Raw genomic sequence first — 22,796 nt, forward strand, 5'->3', positions numbered from 1 at the left:
CCTGCGGCAGACTTGAAGTCGCCGGCATCCGCCCATACGGCTTGGACCATGGACCCGATCTCGGAACGCCTGCGCCTGCGCCACCCGCAGAAGATCGACCTGTCGCTGGACCGGATGCGTACCCTGCTGGCCGTGCTGGGCGAGCCGCAGCATCGGCTGCCGCCCGTCATCCATGTGGCGGGCACCAACGGCAAGGGATCGACGGTCGCCTTCATCCGGGCGATGGCGGAGGCGGCGGGCCTGCGGGTCCACACCTATACCTCGCCGCATCTGGTGCGGTTCAACGAACGGATCCGCTTGGCGGGACGGCTGATCGACGACGCGCGGCTTGAAGCCATTCTGGACCGGATCGAGGCGGTGCGGGGCGTGCAGGCCACAGTGTTCGAAAGCACCACGGCCGCCGCCTTCCTGGCCATGGCGGATGTCCCCGCCGACCTGGCCATCGTCGAGGTGGGCCTGGGCGGGACGCTGGACGCCACCAACGTCATCGAGCGACCGCTGATCAGCGTGATCGCGCCGGTCGATCTGGACCACGCCGAGTTCCTGGGCACCACGATCGAGGCCGTGGCGGGCGAGAAGGCGGGTATCCTGAAAGCCGGCGCCCGGGGCATCGTGGCCCGCCAGTCCGAGGCGGCCATGGCGGTGATCGAGAAGGCGGCCGGGCGGGTCGCCTCCCCCCTGACCGTCATGGGCACCGACTTCGACGCCTGGGCCGAGCGCGGCGGGATGGTGTTTCAGGACCTTGAGCGGTTCCTCGACCTGCCGGCTCCGGCCTTGTTCGGCGCACACCAGATCGACAACGCGGGGCTGGCGGTCGCCGTGGCGCTGGAGCTGGACCTGCCCGAGGACGCGATCGCGGAAGGGCTGCGGACCGTGCGATGGCCCGCGAGGATGCAGCGGCTGGCGGCCGGACCTTATGGCGAGGCCGCGCGCGCGGCGGAAGCCGAACTGTGGCTGGACGGGGGGCATAATCCGCACGCGGGGCTGGCCCTGGTCCAGGCCCTGGCCGACCGTCAGGCCAAAGCACCGCGTCCGCTCGCCCTGATCGTCGGCATGCTGGCCAACAAGGATGCGGGCGGCTTCTTCGAGGCCCTGAAGGGGTCTGAGGCCCACGTCTTCACCGTCGGCTTCGACGGAGCCTGTGCCGAGCCGAATGCGCTGGCGGCCGTGGCGAGGGGGCATGGGCTGGGGGCGCAGGCGTCGCCCTCGGTCGAGGCGGCACTCGCCACGGCGCTCAGGCTCGGGGCCGGGCGGGTCGTGATCTGCGGTTCGCTGTACCTGGCCGGCGAGGTGCTGGGGGCCTCAGAGGAGACGTGGCCGGATTAGCTCTCCCTCCCCTTTATGGGGAGGGTCGGCGAAGCGCAGCGAAGCCGGGGTGGGGTCCGTCAGGGCAGCGCGAGATGCAAGACAGCCCCACCCTGACGGCTTCGCCGTCATCCCTCCCCATGAAGGGGAGGGAGAAAGGTTCAGGCCTTCGCCTGGATCCCGCTTTCGGCGAGCCATTCGACGATCTTGCCCTTGGGCATGGCCCCGACCTTGAGCGAGGACAGCTGGCCGTCGCGGAACAGCATCAGGGTGGGAATGCCCTTCACGCCCAGCTTGGACGGGGTCATGGGGCTGTCGTCGATATTGACCTTGGCGATGGTGACCTGACCCGCCAGTTCGTCGGCGATCTGTTCCAGGGCCGGGCCGATCTGTTTGCAGGGGCCGCACCACTCGGCCCAGAAATCGACCAGAACCGGGGTCGAGGATTTCAGGACGTCGGCGTCGAAGCTCTCGTCGGTGACTTTCATTGTCGCCATGTCATGGCTCCTTTTTTAGGGGGCTACCGCTCGGGACGCGGTCCCTCGCTGCTTGAGCCCATGGATGGGTGCGCGGCAGGTCGGCGTTTAGGCCTCGCTTCTGCGTTCAGGCAGATGTGGGGTGATTCCCCTTAAGTTCAACGGGGTTCAACGGGCGTTTGCGAGCGCAGCGTCCAGGCGATCGGCCGGGACCTCCATCAGGTCGGGGCCGTCGGTCCAGACCAGCGCCGCCTCCACGGCGCGGTCGGGATACAGCCGCTTCAGCACCGCGACATAGACGGCCAGTTGCAGCACATAGGACGGGTCCGCCGCCGCGATCGTCGGGGGCGCCGGACGGTTGGACTTGTAATCGACGACCAGGACGCGGTCGGGCGTCACCACCAGCCGGTCGATACGTCCAGAGATCGAGACCCCGCCCGGCAGGCCGGGCGCTGAGCCGGTCAGCGCCACCTCCGCCCGCGATCCCGGCCCGAAAACCGGCGCGAACCGGGCGTCATCCAGCACGCCGAAGGCCGCCGCGATCATCTCCGTACGCTGGGCCTCGTCGAGGTCGCGCTCGCGGGCCAGGATCCGGACGGCGGCGTCCGGCCGGTCCTCAGCCGCGATCTCGGGCAGCCGCTCCAGCAGCCGGTGGATGAGGTCGCCGCGCCGGAACCGGCCCAGCGGCTTGCCCGCGCCTGTCGCGGACACGGCCAGCGGTGACGGCGCAGGGATACGCAGGGCCTCGTCCATCCGCGACGGAGCGGCGATACGGAAACCGGGGGCGGGCGTCGCAGGCTGGCGGGCCCAGTCGGGAACCGTGACCGAGGCGCCCGGGCCGCCCGCCGTCTTCGCGCCGAGGACGACGGGGTCGGGCCCGATCCGAAGGCGGCCGTCGCCGATATCGCGGGGGTCCAGACGCCCGAAGGTCTCCGTCAGGACGTCCCACCAGCTGCCGTCGTTATAGCCCTGTTTCGACTTTGCGCTGCCCCGGCCCAGGATGACGATCCGGTCGCGGGCGCGGGTCAGGGCGACGTAGAGCAGGCGAAGGGTCTCGGCGTTGACCCGGTCCTGACGCGCGGTGCGGGCCAGGGTGGAGGCGTCGCAATCCTCCTTCTCCGACCCCGGACACATCAGCCAGGCTTCCGAGCCGTCGGCCTGTTCGACCGCCATCAGGGTGGGTCCTTGCGCCTTCGCCACCGCCGTGGTGTCGGGCAAGATGACGATGGGGGCCTCCAGCCCCTTGGCGCCGTGGACGGTCATGACCCGGACCTCGCCGCGCGCGCCTTCCAGCTCGCGCTTCACCTCGACGTGGGCGGCCTCCAGCATGGACAGACAGGTTTCCAGGTCGGTGGCCCCGCGCTGTTCGGCGGCCAGGACCTGGTTCAGGGTCTCGTCGAGCGCCTCCTCGGCCTCTCGCCCCAGCCGGCCGAGGACCCGCGCGCGGCCCGAGACGCCGGTGTCGTCGATCCGGTTCAGCACTCCGGCGAAGAAGGCGAAGGGATCGCGGTCGCGGGCGGCGATCACGAAGGCCATCAGATCGCGCGCCCTGCCCCACTCCGGCCGTTCACCGGCCCGGCGGCTCAGTTCGCGCCACAGGCCGCGACGGTCCGGATCGGCCCCCGCGAGGTCATACAAACTGTCCTCGTCGATGTCGCACAACGGGCTTCGCAGAGCCTCGGCCAGGCTGAGGTCGTCGTCGGGGAACAGAGCAAACCGGGCCAGCACGATCAGGTCGTCGAAGGCGATGTGCGATGACAGCTTGAGGCGGTCCGCCCCCGCGACCGGCACGCCCGCCGACTTCAGCGCGCGGATGATCTCCTCGAAGGTCGCGTCGCGCCGCCGGACCAGCACCAGGAAATCGCCGTATCCGCAGGGGCGCAAGGATCGTTCGCGACGATCGTGGACGGCGACGCCCGTCTCGACCTGGCGTCTGATGTCGCGGGCGAGGTCGGCGGCCATCCGTTTGCGCGCCCCTTGAGTGGGTTCCTGATCCAGCGGATCGTCCCAGGCGTCGCGCTCGGGCGGCTTCTCATCGGCATAGAGGGGCCACAGGTCGATGCAGCCGGGGTCTCCGGTGCGCATGGCGACGTGTTTCGGGATGGCCGCGACCTGTTCGCCGACAAGGGCCGTAGTTCGCGCCGGGCCTTCGAATACCGCATCGACGAAAGACAATACTTGCTGTGTCGAGCGGAAGGATGTTGCCAGCTGAACGCCCCGGAAGTCGAAGCCCGCGCCGGTGACCATCACATCATAGCGTTGCGACTCCTGATTCAGCCGCTCCGGCCGGGCGCCCTGGAAGGAATAGATCGACTGTTTCTCGTCGCCGACGGCGAAGACGGTGCGCTCGACCTTGCCGGCCCCGAACCGTTTGGAGCCCGCGCCGGAGAAGAAGTCCTCGGTCAGGGCGCGCAGGATGTCCCACTGCTCAGGCGCCGTGTCCTGGGCCTCGTCGACGAGGACGTGCTCGATGCCGCCGTCCAGCTTGTAGAGCACCCAGGCGGCGCTGGAGCGGGTGGTCAACAGCTCGACCGTGCGGGCCACCAGGTCGCCGAAATCCAGGGCGCCGCGCGCCGCCTTGGCCTGATCGTAGAGGGCGCCGTGGGCCTGGGCCAGGGTCAGGACGTGGACGGTGTCCTCGGCCACCCGGGCCTTGCGGACGGCGGACAGGGTGGCGACCACCTTGTCCTGCATCCGGGTCAGCCAGTCGCGGGCGTGGGGCGGGGCGCTCTTGGTCGCCATGGATTTGCGCGGCGAACCGCTGGTCAGGAAGACTGCGGCGACCTCGGGGAAGGTCCAGTCGGCGGCCCACATCCGCTCGGCGCAGGCCTGATCGGTGACCGAGCCGGTGTTCATGGCCTCGGCGATCTCCACCCATTCGTCGCGGTCCAGCCAGCGCATGAAGTCGGCCTGAAGACCGGCCAGGTCCGTGTCCGGATCGGCCCCGGTCAGGTCGTGGGGCGAGGGGCTGCGGCCGTCGGCGACGCGGGCGACATAGTCGATCAACCGGACGCGGTCCTGCTCGACCTTGGCCAGCAGGGCCTCGAACGACGCCCAATCCAGCTCGACCGCGAAATGGGCATAGGCCCGGCCGATGGGCCCGTCCTCGTCCTTCAGGGCCTCACGGGCCAGCTCCTCGCGCGCGGCGTGCGACAGGGCGGTCGCCGCCTGATCCTCCAGCACGGTGAACCCCGGCGACACCCCGGCCTCGAGCGGGAACCGCCGCAACAGCTTTTCGCAGAAAGCGTGCAGGGTCTGGATCTTCAGCCCGCCCGGCGTCTCCAGCGCCTTGGCGAACAGGCGGCGCGCCTTGGACAGGTCGGGATCGGGCATCCCGCCGACCAGATCGGCCAGATTCTGTTCCAGGTCGCGATCGTCCATGACCGCCCATTCGCCCAGCCGGTCATAGAGCCGGGCCTGCATCTCGGCGGCGGCGGCCTTGGTATAGGTGACGCACAGGATCTCGCCGGGCTGGACCTCTTCCAGCAACAGCCGCGCCACCCGGTCGACCAGGGTCGAGGTCTTGCCCGAGCCGGCGTTGGCGGTGACGAAGACCGACTGGCGCGGGTCGGCCGCCATCCGCTGGTGCGGGTCGGGCAGGATGCGGACGCCGGGGGATGCCGCGCTCATGTCTCGCCCTCGTCGCCGACGACGTGCCATTCCCAGACGCGGGCCAGATGGTCGTAGTTGCCGCCGAAATTGCCCATGAACTGCGGCGCGACCCAGCTCAGATAGGGGGTCGAGGGGCTGTCGAACCGGGCCACGCGCGCCTTCAGTCCGGCGAGCGCCGCCCGCGACCATTCCGCCGCCTCGGCCCCTTCGGTGACGACCCTGGCCTCGCCCGCGACCTTGCGACCGACGACGCGGACGTAGGTCAGTTCCTCGGGCTCGACGGGGCCGGAGGTGGCGAAACCGGCTTCGGCCAGGATGGCGCCCGTCAGGGTCAGTTGCGGCGCGAACCCCGTGCGGACCTGTTTGGCCGAGGGCGGCAGGCCGGTCTTGAAATCCAGCACTGCCGCGCCCGACGACGACAGCTCGATCCGGTCGGCCTTGGCCGTCAGGGTGAAGGGGCCGGCGGGGGCGTCGAAGGTGTGGGCGACGGTCTGTTCGACGTGGATGTCGATGCCCCGGGCGCGACGGCGCAGCTCGAACCCGGCCAGCCAGCGGGCACAGTTGCGGGCGAGCGGCGTCTCGCGCGCCATGGCGGCGTCCTCGAACCCGTGGTGGCCCAGTTCCTCGTGCAACAGCTTGCCGATCTCGCCCTCGCAGTCATCGGGCAGGACGTCGGGCCAGGACAGGGTCAGGCGCTCGACCGCCTTGTGAACCGCCTGCCCCCGCGCGAGGGCCTCGGCCGACTGACCCGGACGGTCCATCTGGCGCAGGTTCAGCACATAGCGGGCATAGACGGCATAGGGATCGCGCACCCACCGTTCGACCCCGGTGACCGGCAGCTTGCGCGGGCGGCGCTCGACCGGCGGGCGGGGCGCGGGGCGTTTCGCATAGGCGGGGACGCGCTTCTCCGGCGCATCCAGGGCACGGGCCAAGTCGGGCCAGGCGGTCGGTCGGGCAATCCTGACGGGCACCGCCTCGGTGTGGGCACCGCGCGTCAGCATCTCCAGCCGCCACAGCCAGCGCGACTTGACCGCCGGCTGGCCGCCGCGCCGCTCGACATGGACCAGGATCGCCTCATCGGCGCAAGCCGCCTGGACGAAGTCCTGGGCGGTCTGGCCCAGGCGGCGCTCGGGCGGGGGCAGACCCAGGGTCTTGCGCATCGGGCGCGACAGGAAAGGATCGGTCGGGGCGGGACCGGGCCAGACGCCCTCCTCCAGCCCGGCCAGGATCATCCGGTCGGCCCGCACCAGCCGCGCCTCGATGGCCCCCAGGATGCGCAGATTGGGATGGGTCGCCCCACCGGTGCGGATCGTGGTCTCGGCCAGCAGCCCGGCGACCAGTTCGACCAGATCGTCGGGACTGACGGCACCAAGAGCGGCACCGCCTTCGATCAGCCCGGTCAGCAGGGCGGCGGCGGCCTCTCCGTCCGTGCCCGCCCAGGCATTCTGACCGGCCAGGGCCTCCACGAGCGTGGTCAGGGCGACGGCGGCGGCGTCGAGCGGCGCGCGAACGTGTCGGCCGGACGGTGTGAAGACGGCACAGGCGGCCTCGGACAGGGCGCACAGGCGTTCAGCCAGGGCTCCGGCGAGAGCGAGGCGGGCGATGTGGAAGTCAGACGGAGCCTTGCCACCCTCATGCGGCCGGCCCGCCTTTTCCAGCCGAGAGAGAATCTGGGGCCAGCGGCGCAGGCGGGGTCCGCGCAGGGCGTATTGCTCCAAAGCGCGGGCGGCCTCAGCGACGTCGCCGTCGCCGAGATCGATGCGAACGAGCGGATGCTTGAGCAGGGCCAGCAGGGTCTGGGGCTTGAGCGGATCGGCGATCCAGCGGGTGGCGAGATCGACCAGCACTCCCGCCGACGATCGCGACAGCGGTGCGCCGGAGGAGTTGTCGGCCACGATCCCCCACCGCTCCAGCCGGGCGGCGACGCGGCGACCGAGCGCCACGTCGGGCGTGACGAGGGCGCAGGTCCGGGGCGTACCATCCGGGCGGGGCGTCTCCAGCGTCTCGCGCATCATCAGGGCCAGGGTCTGGGCGGCATCCTCCTCGGTGCGCAGGGTCAGGACCGACAGACCCTCAAGCCCCAGGGCGATCGGGTCGGTGCCCGTCAACGGCGCAGCCTCCTCGCGGATACGGGCGATCTCGACGCGCCAGTCGGCCGTGGCGTTGGCGGGGCGCAGGGCCTCGTTGATCAGGCGCTGGCGGGCCAGGCCACGCGCCTCAACCGCCGGGATGAGAGGTGGCTGGAACCACGGCCGTACGTCCTCGCGGGGGAGGCCGTGCCGATCCAGTAGCCGCCACAGGGCGTTCTGGGGGTGCTGCTCCTCCTCGCCCAGGCCGGCCCAGACAGCGGGGTCCAGATCGAGGTCGAGGCCCGGCAGGACGACACAGCCCATGGGCGCGCGCGCCACGGCCCCAAGCACATCGGCGGCGGCGGGGGCCGAGCCGGTCGAACCAGCGGCGATGACGGGACCCTGCGGCGGATGGTTGTCCCACCGCTCGGCCAGCAGGCGCAGCAGGCGGGCGCGGCGGTCGGCCGGATCGATCAGGCCAAGCTCCGACAGGCGCCGAGGCCAGGCCTCGACCGCCAGCGACAGGAAGTCGGCCGAGGTGCGCCAGTGTTCGGCCAGGTCCGCCTCGACCAGCCCCCGTATGCCCGACAGGTCCGAGACCTCCTCGATCTGGCAGGAATCGAGGAACCCGGCGAGCGCATCGGCCAGTTCCAGCGCGCGCAACGGGCCGAAATGGGCGGGACGGTCCTCGTACTCGCCGTGCAGTTCGGTCGCGATCATCCGCGCCATCTCGAACCGGCGGGTCAGGGGCGCAATGGCGGGGGGCAGGTCGAGACCCAGTTCTCCGGGCGCGAAGGGCGGCTCGTCCTCCTCCAGATCACCGAGCGGTCGGACCTGGGGCAGCAGGACGGGCCGATCGCCGCTGAGCCGCGACAGGGCGTCGCCGAAGGCCCGCGCCGCGCGCCGGTTGGGCAACAGGATGATGGCGTCGGACAGCGTCTCGGGCGGGGCGTCACCGAGCCAGTCGAGGACGCCAGCGGCCAGATCCTCGAGGAAGGGTCGATGCGAGGGGATGGCGCGCCATCGGGGGCCGCCACCCGAGAAGGGATCGAAGCGTTCGGTCACGCTGACGCGGCCAGACGCGCCTCGGCGGCGTCGCGGGCACCGGGATCGCCGACGTGCATCCAGTCGCCCTCCATGACGAAGCCGTGCAGCCGCCCCTCGGCCGCCCACCCGCCCCACAGGCCGCCGCCGGCGGGAAACAGGCCGAACTCCGTCTCCGGATGGGCATAGATCGGCCGGGGATCGACGATATGGACGCCCATATAGTTGAATGGCGCGGTCGCCGCCCCCGCCGTGCGTCGTCCCGTCAGCCGTCCCTGCTCGTCCATCAGGAAGTCCCCCGGACCGTCGAGGCCCGAGGTCCGCCCGGCCCGGGCCAGCATCAGGCAGCACGTCGCAAGCGCCGGGTCGAACCCTTCGCACAGGTCGCGGATGGCGCGGGCGGGCGGTTCACCGTCCTCGATCCAGACGCTGTCGATATTGACTACGACGATGGGCCCATTCCCCAGCAGGGCCGCCGCCGCCTTGATCCCTCCGCCGGTCTCCAGAGGCAGGGCATGCTCGCGTTCGTCCGAGATGACGATCTCCAGATCGCCTCGCCAGGCCTTCAGATGGTCGATCAGCCGGTCGGCGAAGGCATGGACGTTGACGACGGCGCGCCGGACCCCCGCCTGGGCCAGCCGGTCCAGATTGTGGTCGATCAGGGCCCTGCCCCCGACCTCGACCAGGGCCTTGGAGCGGTCGTCGGTCAGGGGCCGCATCCGGGTGCCGAGCCCGGCTGCCAGGACCATGGCGGTGGTCGGGACAGCGGTCATGCGCGCACGTCCTTCGGCACATGCCGGTCGAACCAGGCGGCGACCGTCTCCAGCCCTGGCCGTGTCAGGTTGGCGTTCAGATGCGCCCACATGCGGGGCATGAACTCGCGGTATCTCGGCTTGCCGTCACGCACGATCAGCCGCGCGAAGATGCCCAGAATCCGCGCCTCGTTCAGGGCCGCCAACCCGGCGTAGGATCGCATGAAATCGGTGCGGTCCACCCGGGACCGCAGGGCGAAATAATGATCCAGCGCCTGGGCCTCCAGCGCGGGCGGTACGTCGCGGCGGGCGTCCTGGAGCAGGGAATGCAGGTCCCACGACGGATGGGCGCGGACCGCGTCCTGGAAATCAATCATGCCGACGCGGGCCGGGCCTACGCGGTCGGGCAGCCAGATCAGGTTCTCGGCGTGATAGTCACGGTGGGCCATGACCGTGGCCCCCACCTCACCGGCCTCGACCACCGGGGCCCAGGCCTTGCGCCAGCCGGCGATGGCAGCATCGTCGAACGCCAGCCTGTGATCAAGCCTCGGCAGCCATTCGACGAACAGATCGGCGCCTCCCTGAAGCGCTGTCGTATCATAGACCTGAAGCGGCCAATCTCCGGCGGGGCCGGTCAGCACATCGGGCGTCGTCGCGTCATGCAGGGCGGCCAGGGCCTCGACGGCGGCGAGGTACAGCGGTGTCTCGTCCTGTCCGGCCTCGATCACCCGCGCGAACAGGGCGTCTCCGAAATCCTCAAGTACCGCCAGTCCGGCGGGGGCATTCAGAGCCGGGATATCCGGCGCCGACAGGCCGACCGACCTCAGATGAGCGGCGACGGCGGCGAAGGCCTCGACCCGCCCGGCGGACAAGCGGGCGACGGCATTCCACCCGGCCGCATGGCGCTGTTCCGGCGTCCACGACGGATCGCACGGCGGGCTCTCGGCCGAGGCGGCCTGGTCCATCAGCATCAGCGACCGGCCATCGCTTGTGGTTAGCCGCTCATAGCGCCGCGTGGAGGCGTCGCCGGGCAGGGGCGCGCGCTCGGCGTCGGCCAGCCCGGCCGAGGCCAGGAAGGCCAGCCTCTGCTCTTCGCGATCATCAGGTGATGTCATCGCGCCTCGCCTCCCACGTCCCTGCGACAGAAACGGTCGCAACCCTGCCCGCGCCGTCTTCTGACAGGGTGATACACAACAGATTGGTCCCCGCGATCCAGGAAACGTCGTCACCCAGCCGTTCCGGCCATTCGATCAGCACCGCGCCCTCGTCCAGCGCCTCGTCCAGCCCGATCTCGAACGCCTCCTCGGGCCGGGTCAGGCGATACAGGTCGAAATGGGCGACGGGGGGTGAGGTCTCGTAGAACTGCACCAGGGTGAAGGTCGGCGACGGCACGTCCTCGTCGGGTCGGGTCAGGGCCCGGATCAGGCCCCGCGCGAGGGTCGATTTGCCCATGCCGAGCGGGCCGTACAGCAGGACGGCGTCCCCGCCCCTCAGCAGGGGCGCGATCCGGGCCCCCAGGGCCGTCGTGGCCTCGGCGTCGGCGAGGGGGATCGTGATATCCGCGTTCATGCGAAATCGGCGTCCGGCTGGGTCGGCAGGACGCGTTCGGTGAAAGCCTTCAGCGCATAGGTGGCGCGGGTCGCGTCGACATCGAGCCGGCTCGGCGGGATCGGCTTGCCGACCGACAGGCGAAACGCCGTCTTTCGCTTGTTCAGAAGCTCGTGAAACAGGGTGATGTCGCGAAGTTCCTGCGACACCCGGTCGAACAGGTGGAACAGCCGCGACGTGGGGCCCGCGACATGGATCGGCACGATCGGAGCGCCGTACTTCCGCGCCATCGACGCGGCGGTCGAGGCCCATTCGGGGTCGGTCAGGGAGCCGTCGCGCGACACCCGCGCCAGTCGTCCGGCCGGGAACATGACGATGCACCGCTCGGCCTCGAAGGCGGCGCGGGCGGCGTCCAGGGTTGCGCGGGTCTTCTGGCGCGTACGCTTCTCGACCACCCATTCGACCGGGATGACGATCTCGTTTAGCCGGGCAGAGACCCGCAAGGCATCGGCGTTGGCGAAGAAGACGGCGTCGGATCGGCGCGTCTTGATGGCATCATAGACGGCGACCCCGTCGGCGATCCCGGTCGGGTGGTTGCAGACCACGACACACCGGCCGGTCGCCGGAATGCGGTCCAGGTTCAGGGTGGACACCTTCAGGTCCAGCAGGTCGGACATATAGTCGAACGCCGCCTGACCCGAGAGACCGGCGACCCCATCGGCCATCCGCCGCGCGGCGTGATAGTTCAGCAGCTTGTAGAGTAACGGCCGCACCACCGGCCAAGCGATCGACCGCGTGAGCCGGGGCGCGCGCTCGGCGATCAGCACGTCGCAGATGTGGGGCTCTCTGACGGTGGGGGTGGCCGATTCCATGTCCTGCGCTTGTCGCCGGATCGGGGCCGGGGGGCAAGCTACCAGAGGCGGGCGACGCCGAAGCCGTCGAAGAGTTTCTCGTTCGAGACCAGGATCATGTCGTTGAGCAATGCCTGAGCGATCAGCATCCGGTCGAAGGGATCGCGATCTGGATTCAACATCGCTCCCGCCAGACGCGCTTCGCCGGGCGATATCGACAGGGACAGAAACCCCTCTGCGAGGACGTCGGAATCGAAGTTGCGCGCCAGGCGGGCGGCGGACGGCAGTTTGCCGATCCGATGCTTCTGCGCGATCTCGAAGGCCGAGACGGCGCTGACCCAGACGTCATTGGCGGGATCGCGGATGGCTGCATCCGCCTCGCGGCTGAGCTCGACGTTGTCGTCCAGCCACCAGACCAGGGCATGGGTGTCGAGGAGCAGCCTCACCCTTCGGAACCGCGCCCTTCCCACAGGCGGAGCTCGTCCTCCGGCAGGGGATCGAAGAAGCTGTCGTCCAGGGCGACCAGCCCTTTCAGGCGGCCCGGGACGCGGGGCGCACGGGGGGGCGGCGATGATGCTGGTGCGTCGATCGGCACCAGCCGGGCTGCGGGGACCGATCCGCGCGCGATCACGACCTCTTCGCCGCGTTCGGCGGCTGCGATCAGGGCGGACAGGTGGGTCTTGGCGTGATGGACGGTGACGGTGGTCATCGGCGGCGCTCCTTGGACCCACACCTTAGCTAAGGTCGTCGACTTCGACAACTTTCGCGCGGCAGGCGACGGTGCTACGCCAGCGGCAACAGTTCAGTGAGGACACCTCGATGCGTTATCGTTCGCTGCTTTCCGGCTCCCTGCTTTCCGGCGTCGCCGCACTGGCCCTGATCGCGAGCGCTCCCGCCGCCATGGCCCAGGCGGCCAATCCGGGTCAGCCCCTGACGCCGGCACCGGCATCGCCCGCCGTGCCCAACGCCTTCACCTATCAGGACATGATTTCGGCCAACCGGCTGGGCGATCCGCAGGTGTCGGCGGATGGTAAGTGGCTGGTCTATTCGGTGACGACGACGGATGTGGCGGCCAACCGGCGCTCTGGCAGCCTGTGGATCAAGGACCTGTCGGCGGACGGCGAGCCCCGGCGGCTGGCCATCTCGGACGGCGGGGCCAATACGGCGCGCTGGGGATCGGACGGCAAGCTCTATTTCCTGTCGGGCCGGTCGGGTACCAGCCAGGTGTGGCGCGCCAATGCCGACGGCACGGGCGCGACCCAGGTCACGACGCTGGCGCTCGACGTCAACGCCTATCGCCTGAGCCCCGACGCCTCCCAGGTCGTGGTGTCACTGGCGGTCTTCCCCGACTGTGCCGACATCGCCTGCACGGTCGAGCGGACCAGGGCGGTCGACGAGGACAAGGCGACGGGCCAGGTCTATGACCGGATGTTCGTGCGCCACTGGGACACCTGGGCCGACGGCACCCAGAACCATCTGTTCGTGGTGCCCACGTCCGGCGGCGACCCGGTCTGGGTGACCAAGGGCTTCGACGGCGACACCCCCTCCAAGCCGTTCGGCGACGAAAGCGAGTTCGCCTTCACCCCCGACGGGTCGGGCGTCGTCTTCTCGGCGCGCGAGGCCGGCAAGTCCGAGCCGTGGAGCACCAATTTCGACCTTTACAAGGTCTCGACCGCAACGCCCGGCCAGCTGACCAACCTGACCGACGCCAACGACGCCTGGGACACCGGACCGGTCTTCTCGCCGGACGGCGGGACCCTGGCCTACCGGGCCATGGCGCGGCCGGGCTTCGAGGCCGATCGCTGGCAGATCATGCTGATGGACGTGGCGACGGGCGCGACCCGCAAGGTCGCCGAACGCTGGGACCGGTCGGCCGACAGCCTGCAATGGTCGCGGGACGGCCAGACCCTGTATGTCGTCGCCGGTGACGTCGGCCAGACGCGGCTGTTCTCGATTCCCGTCGAGGGCGGCGGAGCACCGGTTCCGATCACCGGCCCGGGCCATGTCTCGGCCTTCGTCCAGACGCCGTCGGGCTTCGTCTTCGCCCAGGACAGCCTGACCCGGCCGAGCGAGCTGTTCGCGAAGACGTATCTGGGCCGGGAAATGCCCCTGCCCCTGACCAATGTGAACTCCCAGCTGGACGGCAAGGCGTTCGGCGAGGCCGAGCAGTTCAGCTTCAAAGGCTGGAACAACGAGGACGTCCACGCCTATGTCATCAAGCCGGCCGGTTACGTCGAGGGTCGCAAATATCCAGTCGCCTTCCTGATCCACGGCGGACCCCAGGGGTCGTTCGGCAACGGCTGGTCCTATCGCTGGAACCCCGAGACCTATGCGGGCGCGGGCTATGCGGTGGTGATGATCGATTTCCACGGCTCGACCGGATACGGCCAGGCCTTCACCGATGCGATCAGCCAGCACTGGGGCGACCGGCCTCTGGAAGACCTGCAGAAGGGCTGGGCGGCGGCCCAGGCGCGGTATTCGTTTCTCGACGGCGACAACGCCTGCGCTCTCGGAGCCTCCTACGGCGGATACATGATCAACTGGATCGCCGGAAAATGGTCCGACGAATTCAAATGCCTGGTCAACCACGACGGCGTCTTCGACATCAACGGCATGGCCTATGGCACCGAGGAGCTGTGGTTCACCGAATGGGAATACGGCGGCACCCAGTACGACAACCCGCGCGGCTATGATCGCTTCAACCCGATCAATCACGTCAAGGACTGGGAGACGCCTATGCTGGTCGTCCAGGGCGACCGCGACTTCCGCATCCCGACGTCACAGGGACTGTCGACCTTCACGGCCCTGCAACGGCGCGGCATCGAGAGCCGGTTGGTGGTCTTCCCCGACGAGAACCACTGGGTGCTGAAACCCGCCAACAGCCTGCAATGGCATAATGAGGTCTTCGGCTGGCTGGACCGGTACCTGAGCCCCGCCGAATAGGGCCGTCGCGACGGACAAGGAAAAGGCCGCGGTGCGAACCGCGGCCTTTTTGCTGTCTGCTGGTCGGGGCGATCAGCGCGCGGCGGCGTAGCTCGACATGGCCTGGACCAGGCGACCGTGCTCACGCGCAGTCATGCAGCGGGGGGCCGACCATTGCTGGCCGGTGGCGCGGGCCGACAGGACCTGATCGGCGGTGACGAAGACCGGACGCTGGCCGTGTTCGCGGCGGAAGGCGCTGACGGTTGCGGGCGTGGCGTCGCACATCATCACCACACGTTGCGGGGTCGGCGCGCTGCGGGTCTGGGCGTCACCGGCGAGGGCGGGGGCCGCCGAGGCCAGCATCAGGGCGGCGACGGTCGTGATGGCGGTCATCTTGTTCATTTTTTGGGTCCTCCCGGCACGAGAATACGTCTGGGTTCGGAGGATAATGCGCCGATCTTCGCTTCTGTAAAGATGGCGCGACAACAAAGTGACATGAGGACGACATTTGCTCCTGTCACGGAGCGTTAATGAAGCGCGGCCGACGGAATCTTTGCGGTCCATGGCGCCACATGGGAGCATGGCGCGTTGAAGGGGGTCGCACCGGAACCCGCGCTTGCCAAACCGAATGATTTCAAGGCTGAAGGATGCGCTGTCATGGGACCGCGTGCGTACACGCGCCCTGGTTCCGGCGGGTGCCAGGGCCGGCGAATGGCGCGATTGGGTCAAGGCCAACGACCCGGTCTACACCAGCTTTCGCCGCCCCGGCCTAACAGAAAAAGTCGCAGGCGGCGTCTTCCTCGTTCTGGTCGCGGCCATCGTGATCTTCCTGCTGCTGTTCGACTGGAACTGGCTGCGCGGGCCGATCGGGCGCTGGGCCTCGGTGAAGTATGATCGCGAGGTCGCGCTCCAGGGCGATCTGGACGTGCGTCTGTTCAGCTGGACGCCGTCGGTGATCATCAACGATCTCAAGTTCGGCGGGCCCGCCTGGTTCAGGGATACGGACACCGCCAACGTCGGTCGGATCGAGGCCTCGGTGCGGCTGCGCAAGCTGCTGGGCGGTCAGATCGAGATGCCGTTGCTGGCCATCGACCGGGCCGAGGTCAATCTGATCGCCACCGAAGACGGCAGGCAGAGCTGGGATCTCGAACCCGACAAGCCCGACGACGGCGAGGGTGCGAAACTGCCGGTGATCCAGCGCCTGGTTATCTCGGGCGGGCATATCGTGCTGGACGAGCGCAAGCGCGGCCTCACCCTGGACGCCACGGTCAATGCCCGCGAGACGGCGAATGACGGCGACGCCGGGTTCGTGCTGGACGGCAAGGGCGCGATCAACCGCTCGCCCCTGACGCTGCGCATCGAGGGCGGCCCCTTCATCAATATCCGCCGTGACCGGCCCTATCATTTCACCGCCGATCTTGCCGGTGCGGGATCACGGCTGACGGCCGACGGTTCGGTGACCCGGCCGTTCGACCTGGGTCAGGTCCAGGCGACCCTGACCCTGCAGGGCCAGGACCTCGCGAATCTGTACCAGCTGGTCGGCATCGCCCTGCCCAACACGCCGCGCTACCGGATCTCTGGCGCACTCAAGCGCGACGACAGTCACTGGACCTTCAACGACTTCAGCGGCCAGGTCGGGGCCTCGGACCTGTCGGGCGACATTTCCGTGGAGACCCAGGGCCGCCTCAAGGTCCAGGCCCAGCTGGCGTCCCAGCGGCTCGACATCAACGACCTCACGGCCATCCTGGGCGCAAAGACCCAGACCAGCGCCTCGGGCGACAACACCACGACCGTGTCGTCCGGCGTGCCCGGCAAGCTGCTGCCCGACGCGACCCTCGCCGTGGATCGGCTGCGGACGATGGACGGAACCCTGACCTACCGGGCCGCCTCGGTGAAGGCCAACGACCTGGATATCCGGGCCGTGCGGCTGGGTGCCGATCTGGAGGCGGGTATCCTGAACCTCGATCCGGTCGCCTTCACCTTCAATCGCGGCTCGCTGAACGGCACCGCCCGGATCAATGCCACGCGCGACATCCCCTATTCGGCCATCGACTTCCGGCTGTCAGGCTATCCGCTGCAGTCGATCGTGCCGGTGACGAACGGGTCCAGCCCGATCAGTGGCCTGGCGCTCGGCCGGGCTCGGCTGGAGGGGCCGGGGGCCTCGATCCATCGGTTCGCGGCCAACTCCAAGGGATCGATCAGCCTGGTCGTCCCGAACGGCGAGATGCGCTCGGCCTTCGCCGAACTGCTCGGCGTCAACGCCTCGGCGGGGCTGCTCAGACTGCTGAGGGGGGATCAGGGCCGGTCGCCGATCCGCTGCGCCGTCGCCGACTTCAACGTCTCGGGCGGCGTGGCCCGGGCCCAAACCCTGGTCATCGATACCGATGTGGTCCTGGCCAAGGGGTCGGGCACGATCAACCTGGGCGACGAGACCCTGAACCTGCGCATCGACGGCGAGTCCAAGAAGCCCCGCCTGCTGCGCCTGTGGACACCCATCAACGTCACCGGCCCCCTGGCCCAGCCCCGGATCGGCGTCGATGTCGGACAGATGGTGGCGCAGGGCGGGCTGACGGCCGTGCTGGGGGCGGTGGTCGCGCCGGTCGCGGCCCTGTTCGCCTTCGTCGATCCTGGCCTGGCCAAGGACGCCAACTGCGGTGCCCTGATCGCCGGGGCACGGTGATTGCGGACAGGATTGAGCCGAACGGCCGGTTCGTGCGTATCTGATCGCATCGCTTTCGGACTTCAGGATTCCATGACCCGTAGAGGTATCTTCGCCGGCCTCGGCGCCGTGTCGCTGGGCGGGCTGGTGGCGGCCTGTTCGCCGCTGGGCATGCTCAACACCCTGGGCCCACGGGACCGGGGCGTGCGCCGGATCGCCCGCGACCTCAGCTATGGTGACGATCCGCGCCAGAGGTTCGACCTCTACGGCCCCGACTGGCGGCCCGGCCAGCCGCTGCGGCCGGTGGTGGTCTTCTTCTATGGCGGCGGCTGGGATTCGGGGTCGCGGTCCCTGTACGGCTGGGCGGCCCAGGCGCTGGCGGCGCGCGGCTTCGTCGTGGCCCTGCCCGACTATCGGATCGTGCCCAATGTGGTCTTCCCGACCTTCATTGAGGACGCGGCGGCCGCGACGGCCAGGGTCGCCGAAGTCGTGGGGCAGTACGGCGGCGATCCGGCCCGACTGGCCGTCGCAGGACATTCGGCGGGAGCCCACCTGGCCATGATGATCGCCCTGGATCGCCGCTACATGGCCGCCGTCGGCAAGCCCGACCTGATCAGGGCGGCGGCGGGATTGGCGGGACCGTACGAGTTCCTGCCGTTCGACGTGCCGGCCTCGGTCAACGCCTTCGGTCGCGCGCCGGACCCGACCCTGACCCAGCCGGTGACCTTCGTGCGCGCCGACGCCCCGCCCCTGTGGTTGGGACACGGTACGGCCGACACGGTGGTCCACGACGAGGACACCGTCATCCTGAACCAGCGCATGCAGGACGTCGGCGGTCGGTCAGAGGCGAAACTCTATCCTGGCCTGGACCACGCCGACCTGATCGCGACCTTCTCGCCCCTGTTCCGCAAGAAGGCCCCGGTGCTCGACGACGTCTCGGCCTTCGTGCACCGCGAACTGGGCAGCTGACCGACGATCAGTAGATGTCGCGCCGGTATCGTCCGCCTTCGGACAGGGTGATCAGCGTCTCGCTGCCCAGGGCGCGCTCCAGCGCCGCGTGAACCCCTGTCGCCATACCCTCAAGGCTGCCGCAGACATAGATCGCCGCGCCGCGATCGACCCAGATCCGCACCGTTTCGGCGTGTTCGTCGATCAGGGCCTGCACATAGCGGCCGTCGTTGGCGTCGCGCGAGAAGGTTCGGTCCAGCCGCGTCAGCCGCCCATCCCCCAGCCAGGCCCGCAGATCGTCGTCGAAGAAGGCGTCATGCGCGCGGCTGCGCTCACCGAACATCAGCCAGGCCTCGGCCGAACCGACCGGCCGCTCGACCAGATGCGCCCGCAGGCCGGCGATGCCGGTCCCGTTGCCGATCAGGATGATCGGCGTCTTCGCATCGGCCCCGTGAAATCCGCTGTTCGTCCGTATACGGATCGGCACATCGCCACCGACCGCAGCGGTCTTCGCCAGCCAGCCCGACGCCAGACCCGGCGTCCCGTCCGGATGGTTCATCAACCGAACCAACAGCTCCAGCCCACCCTCGGAGGGCAGGGAGGCGATCGAATAGTCGCGGGCCGCCAGCGCGTCTCCGCCGTCCGGCCCCGGCACGCCGATCTCGGCGATGTCCCCCGCCCGCCAGTCGGGCAGGGCACCGACCGGAACCAGTCTCAGCCGCCACGCCTCGCCGCCCGGCCCGCCCGGATTGACCAGGGTCCGCGCCTCCAGCCGCCACGGCTGATAGGCCGCCGGGGTCCAGTCGGCGGCCGCATTCGATCCGGTCAGGGCGTTGAGCTGATGCTGCCACTGGCGGATGGCGTCGGGATCCGCGTCGTCGACCTCGACCATATCGAACAGGGGCTCGGCCCCCGATCGCTTCAGCCAGCCGTCCACCGCATGGGCGAACCCGCAATAGTCCTTGTAGCTGCGGTCCCCCAGCGCCAGCATCCCGTAGGTCATGTCCGGCAGGGTCGTCATCTCGCCCATCACCCGGCGCACCACGCGGGCCGCGCTGTCGGGCGCATCGCCCTCGCCGGTGGTCGCCACCACGAACAGGGCCCGCCGCGCCGCCTTCAGCATGAACAAGTCGAGTTCGGCGAACGAGACCACCATGGCCGTCTGCCCCGCGTCGGTCAGGGCTCGCGCCGTCATCCGCGCGAGGTCCTCGGCCATGCCGGTCTGGCTGGCATAGGCCACCAGGGTCGCCCCTTCGCCGGCCTCTGCCGCCAATCCTTCCGACCGCGCACGTTCGATCTTCCGTGTACGGATCACACCTGCGATGGTGATCAGGGTGAGCGCCAGCCATAGGGCCACCGCCGCCCCCGCTGCGGCCCAGGACATCGGATCGGTCGTGGTCACTGGATTGTCACCGGCCCGGTCGTCACCGCTCCGCTGGTCGCCGCCTCGTCCGTATCAACCAGCATGGCGGCGAACAGGGGGGTCATCCGCTCGATAGCCCCGCGCGGCGTCCGCTCGATGAAATGCGCGGCCAGTCCGAAGGCCTCTGCGAACTCCGGCCCCTCATACGGCCCCATGACGGTCAGGGCCGTGGCAAAGGCGTCCGCCTTCATCGCCGACGGATGCACCACCGTCACCGAGGCCAGGCCGTTGTCGATCGGCCGTCCGGTGCGGTTGTCCAGGGTGTGGGAGTAGCGCCGATCCCCGTGGATGAAGGCGCGGCGATAGTCGCCAGAGGTCGCCATCGCCACATCGACCATCGCCATCAGGGTGCGGGGCGAGGGGCTGCCGGGGGGCTGTTCGATCTCGACCCACCAGGGCTGGCCGTCCGGCTTGACGCCGCGTCCACGCAGCTCGCCGCCGATCTCGACCAGATGCGAGGTCGCCCCCAGCGCGGTCAGTCGCTCCGACACCCGGTCCACCGCGTGGCCCTTGGCGATGCCTGAGAAATCCAGCCGTATCCCGCCGACCTGCATCGCCCCCCGTGCCTCGCGGTTCATCCGCAAACCCTGCCAGCCGCCCAGGGCCTGGGCCGCCACGATCTCGTCCTCGGTCGGGACGGGGCTGTCGGCCGGGCGCGGACCCGCAGGCCCGAAACCCCACAGATCGACCAGGGCCCCGAGCGTCGGATCCACCGCGCCATTCGTGTCGTCGGCGATCTCCATCGACGCCTCGAGCACGGTCCAGAAGGTGGACGACAGGGCCCACAGTCCCGGCGGCGCGGCGTTGAACCGGCTGATCTCGCTGGTCGGCTCCCACGGGCTGAAGGTCGCGACGACGATGTCCAGCTCGGCCTGGACGGCGCCTTGCGTGGCGGTCGGATCGGCACCCGGCGGGGCGATGACGCGTGCGGACCAGGTGGTGCCCATGGTCTCGCCACCCATGACCCAGACGACGTCGGACGGCGGCTGGACCGGGGGCTCGGCCATCGGCGGGATCAGGACGCGCGTCTCCCCCCCGTCCTCGCCGGACGCGGCTTCGCCCCCGCCGAGGAAGACCGGCGGAGGCGCGCCTTTGGACCCCTGGCTCAGGGCAGGACCTCGAACACGGCGACATAGGACGCCGAGGCCACCGGCGGGCCTCCGCGTCCCATGCCTTCGGGCGCCGGGCCACCCGCGCGCCAGGCGGTGTTGATCCAGTACATTCCGGCCTCGGGCCAGGTGACGGTGAACTTGCCCTCGGCGTCGGTCTTGACCGTCATCTCCTCGGGATTGTCGCGGTAACGGATGCCGCCGCGCGCGATGGTGACCTCGGCGTCGGCCAGGGGATTGTTGTCGCGGATCAGCTGGAAGGTCGCGGCCTCACCGGCCACCACGTCCGTCGGATGGGTCACGGGGACCAGTTCGATCCCCACGCCGGTCGGCTGGAACACGGTCGTGGTCGGCTCCCCCAGGGTGGCGAAGGTCTCGATCCGGCTGGCGAAGGGGGCCGAGACCACGTCGGTGGCACCGGCGGGAACATTGGCCGCCAGATCCGCCGCCTGGCCGCGCCAGCGTCCGGGTGTCCCGTTCAGGCTCCAGGTCGCCATCACGCCCGAGGACGCATTGGCGATCTTGTAGGTGCCGGGCTGGGTCAGGTGGACGTCGAAGGTCGAGCGATACTTGCCCTGCATCAGGTTCTCGGGGGCCACGGTCGAGCCGTCCGGCGCCGTCACCTTGACGTTGTCGAACCGCATGGCGTTGTGGTCGGCAACGAACACCTGGTTGGAGATGCCGCCGTCGATGCCGATCCAGGCGTCGGTCCCCGACAGCACGGTCGAGGACGGCAGGATCCACTGGCGATGGGCCTGAGCCGACAGGGGGGCGGCCAGGGCGGCCATCAGGGCGATGGCGGCGGCGGCGGTCTTGAAGTGGGTCATATCGGGCCCTCCTTAGCGGGTGACGGTGACGGAAACGGCGCCGAGCTCGGTCGCGCCCCGGGCAGAGCCGGTGTTGGCCGCGCCCCAGCGGAACGGAACGCGTACGGACTCGCGACCGCCCAACTCGCGGGCCGCCTCGACGACGATGTTGTATTGCCCGGCGGGCAGACCCGACAGGCGGGCACCCGGCATGGTCACGGTCTGGCGACCCGGCGCGCGGGTCGCGCCCGAGATTCCGTCGGCGGGCATGGTCATGGCGCGGCCGCCCTTCCTCCACCAGGTCCGGATGTCCTTGAGCCAGTCCTTGCCGTCGCCCTCGTTGTTGCGGGTCTGCTGATACCAGACGGCCAGGGTACGCACCGCCGTCTGGTCCTGACGCTCGATCCAGATGGCGACATAGGGCCGGTGATAAGACGCGCTGTTGATGCGCGGCAGCTCGACCGACACGCTCAGATCGGCGGCCGAGGCGGACGTCGCGACCAGACCCGTGGCCAGGGTCGCAGTCGTGAGGGCGAGGGGAAGCAATTTCATCAGGATACGAACTCGGTCGGTCAGTGAATGAAGATCAGGGCGATCACGACGGGGATCACGAGGCCCAGCCCGACCAGGGGCCAGGTCGATGGCCGGCTGCGCGAATGCAGCCACAACAGGATCAGGCCCGTGATCGCGAAGATGATGCAGGCGACGGCGAAGATGTCGTTGAACCAGTACCAGACCGGCCCGGTGTTCCGCCCCTTGTGCAGGTCGTTGACATAGGCGATCCAGCCCTGGTTCGTGACCTCCATGACCGCCTCGCCGGTCGCCCGGTCGATGGTGATCCAGCCGTCGCCGCCGGGCCGGGGCAGGGCGACATAGACCTCTTCCGGCGTCGTCTCGGTCGGCTTGCCGGCGACGGAGGCCTTGAGCGTATCGGACGCCCAGCGCGCCACCGCGTCGGGCACCGGGCCTGTCGTCTCCTCCGGCATCTCGGCCAGCCGGGCCAGCAGGGGCGCGGGCAGGGTGGCGGTCTGCTCGGTCACCACGGGTTCGGCCTTGATCTGGGCCGCGTGGTTCAGGGTGATGCCGGTGATGGCGAACAGGATCATGCAGGCCAGGCTCAGCCCCGCCGAGATCCAGTGCCAGCTGTGTAGCTGCTTGAGCCAGAAGGCGCGCGCCCGGTTCAGCGCCGGGGCCTGGGCCGGAGCCTGGGCCGGGGCTTTCTCGGGCGTCTGGGGGCGCGGGGGGGCTGCGGCGTCGGTCACGGGAGGCCTG

At 69.7% G+C, this 22,796-nt stretch carries 19 protein-coding genes; 4 read left to right on the top strand and 15 right to left on the bottom strand.

Features of this window, described 5'->3' with window-relative positions:
* Window positions 1-48: 48 nt before the first annotated feature.
* Window positions 49-1,326: a folylpolyglutamate synthase/dihydrofolate synthase family protein gene (locus tag O5K39_RS03280; protein ID WP_271145853.1), complete on the top strand. Its 1,278-nt coding sequence runs from the start codon at window positions 49-51 to the stop codon at window positions 1,324-1,326.
* 140 nt (window positions 1,327-1,466) lie between these two features.
* Here O5K39_RS03280 and trxA read toward each other — a convergent pair whose 3' ends face one another.
* The 9 genes from trxA to O5K39_RS03325 form a co-directional block, all read right to left on the bottom strand.
* On the bottom strand, window positions 1,467-1,802 hold the full coding sequence (gene trxA / locus O5K39_RS03285; protein ID WP_271145854.1) for a thioredoxin: 336 nt from the start codon (window positions 1,800-1,802) through the stop codon (window positions 1,467-1,469).
* Between the two features lie 147 nt (window positions 1,803-1,949).
* The gene (gene addA, locus O5K39_RS03290; protein ID WP_271145855.1) at window positions 1,950-5,411 is read right to left on the bottom strand and encodes a double-strand break repair helicase AddA; all 3,462 of its coding nucleotides are present in this window, start codon (window positions 5,409-5,411) and stop codon (window positions 1,950-1,952) included.
* Window positions 5,408-8,527 carry a double-strand break repair protein AddB gene (addB, locus tag O5K39_RS03295; RefSeq protein ID WP_271145856.1) on the bottom strand — a complete coding sequence of 1,040 codons (3,120 nt, stop codon included), beginning with the start codon at window positions 8,525-8,527 and terminating at the stop codon, window positions 5,408-5,410. Before addB ends, addA begins: the two co-directional genes overlap by 4 nt.
* Entirely contained in the window at window positions 8,524-9,279 is a 756-nt protein-coding gene (locus O5K39_RS03300) for a nucleotidyltransferase family protein (protein ID WP_271145857.1), read from the bottom strand. Before O5K39_RS03300 ends, addB begins: the two co-directional genes overlap by 4 nt.
* On the bottom strand, window positions 9,276-10,373 hold the full coding sequence (amgK, locus tag O5K39_RS03305; RefSeq protein ID WP_271145858.1) for an N-acetylmuramate/N-acetylglucosamine kinase AmgK: 1,098 nt from the start codon (window positions 10,371-10,373) through the stop codon (window positions 9,276-9,278). Before amgK ends, O5K39_RS03300 begins: the two co-directional genes overlap by 4 nt.
* Window positions 10,360-10,827, bottom strand: coding sequence for a tRNA (adenosine(37)-N6)-threonylcarbamoyltransferase complex ATPase subunit type 1 TsaE (gene tsaE / locus O5K39_RS03310; protein WP_271145859.1), 468 nt, complete (start codon window positions 10,825-10,827; stop codon window positions 10,360-10,362). The genes amgK and tsaE overlap by 14 nt, the downstream gene beginning before the upstream one ends.
* Window positions 10,824-11,678, bottom strand: a complete 855-nt coding sequence (locus O5K39_RS03315; RefSeq protein WP_271145860.1) for a 1-acyl-sn-glycerol-3-phosphate acyltransferase — start codon at window positions 11,676-11,678, stop codon at window positions 10,824-10,826. The genes tsaE and O5K39_RS03315 overlap by 4 nt, the downstream gene beginning before the upstream one ends.
* A 38-nt stretch (window positions 11,679-11,716) precedes the next feature.
* Window positions 11,717-12,103 (bottom strand): type II toxin-antitoxin system VapC family toxin, encoded by a 387-nt coding sequence (locus O5K39_RS03320; RefSeq protein ID WP_271145861.1) that lies wholly within the window; start codon window positions 12,101-12,103, stop codon window positions 11,717-11,719.
* Window positions 12,100-12,366: a type II toxin-antitoxin system prevent-host-death family antitoxin gene (locus tag O5K39_RS03325; RefSeq protein ID WP_271145862.1), complete on the bottom strand. Its 267-nt coding sequence runs from the start codon at window positions 12,364-12,366 to the stop codon at window positions 12,100-12,102. The genes O5K39_RS03320 and O5K39_RS03325 overlap by 4 nt, the downstream gene beginning before the upstream one ends.
* Window positions 12,367-12,476: 110 nt before the next feature.
* Between O5K39_RS03325 and O5K39_RS03330 the strand changes: the two genes are divergently transcribed.
* Window positions 12,477-14,600, top strand: coding sequence for a S9 family peptidase (locus O5K39_RS03330; protein WP_271145863.1), 2,124 nt, complete (start codon window positions 12,477-12,479; stop codon window positions 14,598-14,600).
* Window positions 14,601-14,672: 72 nt separating this feature from the next.
* Here O5K39_RS03330 and O5K39_RS03335 read toward each other — a convergent pair whose 3' ends face one another.
* Window positions 14,673-14,981, bottom strand: coding sequence for a hypothetical protein (locus O5K39_RS03335; protein ID WP_271145864.1), 309 nt, complete (start codon window positions 14,979-14,981; stop codon window positions 14,673-14,675).
* 265 nt (window positions 14,982-15,246) lie between these two features.
* Between O5K39_RS03335 and O5K39_RS03340 the strand changes: the two genes are divergently transcribed.
* Both O5K39_RS03340 and O5K39_RS03345 read left to right on the top strand, forming a co-directional pair.
* Complete coding sequence (locus O5K39_RS03340) at window positions 15,247-17,259, top strand: AsmA family protein (RefSeq protein WP_271145865.1); 2,013 nt, start codon at window positions 15,247-15,249, stop codon at window positions 17,257-17,259.
* A gap of 72 nt (window positions 17,260-17,331) precedes the next feature.
* Window positions 17,332-18,207: an alpha/beta hydrolase gene (locus O5K39_RS03345; RefSeq protein ID WP_271145866.1), complete on the top strand. Its 876-nt coding sequence runs from the start codon at window positions 17,332-17,334 to the stop codon at window positions 18,205-18,207.
* A gap of 7 nt (window positions 18,208-18,214) precedes the next feature.
* Here O5K39_RS03345 and O5K39_RS03350 read toward each other — a convergent pair whose 3' ends face one another.
* The 5 genes from O5K39_RS03350 to O5K39_RS03370 all read right to left on the bottom strand — a co-directional run bounded on the left by O5K39_RS03350 (window position 18,215) and on the right by O5K39_RS03370 (window position 22,786).
* Window positions 18,215-19,588: a sulfite reductase subunit alpha gene (locus tag O5K39_RS03350; protein ID WP_271145867.1), complete on the bottom strand. Its 1,374-nt coding sequence runs from the start codon at window positions 19,586-19,588 to the stop codon at window positions 18,215-18,217.
* Complete coding sequence (locus O5K39_RS03355; RefSeq protein ID WP_271145868.1) at window positions 19,585-20,616, bottom strand: FAD:protein FMN transferase; 1,032 nt, start codon at window positions 20,614-20,616, stop codon at window positions 19,585-19,587. Before O5K39_RS03355 ends, O5K39_RS03350 begins: the two co-directional genes overlap by 4 nt.
* Before the next feature lie 98 nt (window positions 20,617-20,714).
* The gene (locus O5K39_RS03360) at window positions 20,715-21,545 is read right to left on the bottom strand and encodes a DUF4198 domain-containing protein (RefSeq protein WP_271145869.1); all 831 of its coding nucleotides are present in this window, start codon (window positions 21,543-21,545) and stop codon (window positions 20,715-20,717) included.
* A gap of 12 nt (window positions 21,546-21,557) precedes the next feature.
* On the bottom strand, window positions 21,558-22,076 hold the full coding sequence (locus O5K39_RS03365) for a DUF2271 domain-containing protein (RefSeq protein ID WP_271145870.1): 519 nt from the start codon (window positions 22,074-22,076) through the stop codon (window positions 21,558-21,560).
* Between the two features lie 20 nt (window positions 22,077-22,096).
* Complete coding sequence (locus O5K39_RS03370; protein ID WP_271145871.1) at window positions 22,097-22,786, bottom strand: PepSY-associated TM helix domain-containing protein; 690 nt, start codon at window positions 22,784-22,786, stop codon at window positions 22,097-22,099.
* Window positions 22,787-22,796: the final 10 nt, after the last annotated feature.

It is taken from the genome of Brevundimonas sp. NIBR10 (genome assembly GCF_027912515.1).
In the GTDB taxonomy this organism is placed as follows: Bacteria; Pseudomonadota; Alphaproteobacteria; order Caulobacterales; family Caulobacteraceae; genus Brevundimonas.

Excerpts from the sequence above, each read along its gene's own strand:
- trxA (WP_271145854.1), bottom strand. The coding sequence starts at position 1,802 with ATGGCGACAATGAAAGTCACCGACGAGAGCTTCGACGCCGACGTCCTG.
- amgK (WP_271145858.1), bottom strand. The coding sequence starts at position 10,373 with ATGACATCACCTGATGATCGCGAAGAGCAGAGGCTGGCCTTCCTGGCC.
- O5K39_RS03330 (WP_271145863.1), top strand. The coding sequence starts at position 12,477 with ATGCGTTATCGTTCGCTGCTTTCCGGCTCCCTGCTTTCCGGCGTCGCC.
- O5K39_RS03345 (WP_271145866.1), top strand. The coding sequence starts at position 17,332 with ATGACCCGTAGAGGTATCTTCGCCGGCCTCGGCGCCGTGTCGCTGGGC.
- O5K39_RS03355 (WP_271145868.1), bottom strand. The coding sequence starts at position 20,616 with ATGGCCGAGCCCCCGGTCCAGCCGCCGTCCGACGTCGTCTGGGTCATG.
- O5K39_RS03335 (WP_271145864.1), bottom strand. The coding sequence starts at position 14,981 with ATGAACAAGATGACCGCCATCACGACCGTCGCCGCCCTGATGCTGGCC.
- O5K39_RS03300 (WP_271145857.1), bottom strand. The coding sequence starts at position 9,279 with ATGACCGCTGTCCCGACCACCGCCATGGTCCTGGCAGCCGGGCTCGGC.
- addA (WP_271145855.1), bottom strand. The coding sequence starts at position 5,411 with ATGAGCGCGGCATCCCCCGGCGTCCGCATCCTGCCCGACCCGCACCAG.
- tsaE (WP_271145859.1), bottom strand. The coding sequence starts at position 10,827 with ATGAACGCGGATATCACGATCCCCCTCGCCGACGCCGAGGCCACGACG.
- O5K39_RS03315 (WP_271145860.1), bottom strand. The coding sequence starts at position 11,678 with ATGGAATCGGCCACCCCCACCGTCAGAGAGCCCCACATCTGCGACGTG.
- O5K39_RS03280 (WP_271145853.1), top strand. The coding sequence starts at position 49 with ATGGACCCGATCTCGGAACGCCTGCGCCTGCGCCACCCGCAGAAGATC.
- O5K39_RS03360 (WP_271145869.1), bottom strand. The coding sequence starts at position 21,545 with ATGACCCACTTCAAGACCGCCGCCGCCGCCATCGCCCTGATGGCCGCC.
- O5K39_RS03325 (WP_271145862.1), bottom strand. The coding sequence starts at position 12,366 with ATGACCACCGTCACCGTCCATCACGCCAAGACCCACCTGTCCGCCCTG.
- O5K39_RS03365 (WP_271145870.1), bottom strand. The coding sequence starts at position 22,076 with ATGAAATTGCTTCCCCTCGCCCTCACGACTGCGACCCTGGCCACGGGT.